Raw genomic sequence first — 637 nt, forward strand, 5'->3', positions numbered from 1 at the left:
ACCCTGGTCAGCGCTGATCAGAGCCTGCCAGTAACCAACCACAAAGGTCTGACCTTCACGCTGACTGACGGGACTACTGTGACCGTTAAAGCAGGTGAGGCGACCGGTTCTGTTACCGTCACTGCGCCAGACAACGTCTACGTCAACGATCCAGTCACCATCACCCAAGGTTTGACCAAGGTCGAGGGCGCTGGCGCCGATCAGTTCGAGCAACTGAACCTGGGCAAAGATACTGTCAGCACAGTAGTCACCGATGAACCGGGTACTCCGGGTAACCCAGGTGGCAATAACGAAGGTGACTTGGTCAAAGTCACCATCGTGGCCGATCAAGTCTCGGTCAACGAAGCCACTGAACCTACCTTCACCGTCACCCTGAACAAGGCTTTGGACAAGCCATTCACCGTAACCCTGAGCACCGGTGCCACCCTGACCTTCGCAGCAGGCGAGACCACCAAGTCCTACGCCGCTCCGGCGCAGGGCGATGACGTGTTCAAGGACGAAGGCAAGATCACTGTCAGCATCACCAAGGCCGAAGTGGTCGGCGAGCAACTGGAAAACCTGCAGATCGGCCAGCCTGCGTCCGTAGCTGTGACCGATACCCAGAGCCCGGTTACTGCGCAGCTCACTGTGGATAACG

At 57.8% G+C, this 637-nt stretch carries 1 protein-coding gene; it reads left to right on the forward strand.

From position 1 onward, the window contains the following. The coding region (locus GYA94_RS03440; RefSeq protein ID WP_218031587.1) for an immunoglobulin-like domain-containing protein at positions 1-637 on the forward strand (637 nt) is incomplete at both ends.

The organism is Pseudomonas juntendi (assembly GCF_009932375.1).
GTDB classification, from domain to species: domain Bacteria; phylum Pseudomonadota; class Gammaproteobacteria; order Pseudomonadales; family Pseudomonadaceae; genus Aquipseudomonas; species Aquipseudomonas juntendi.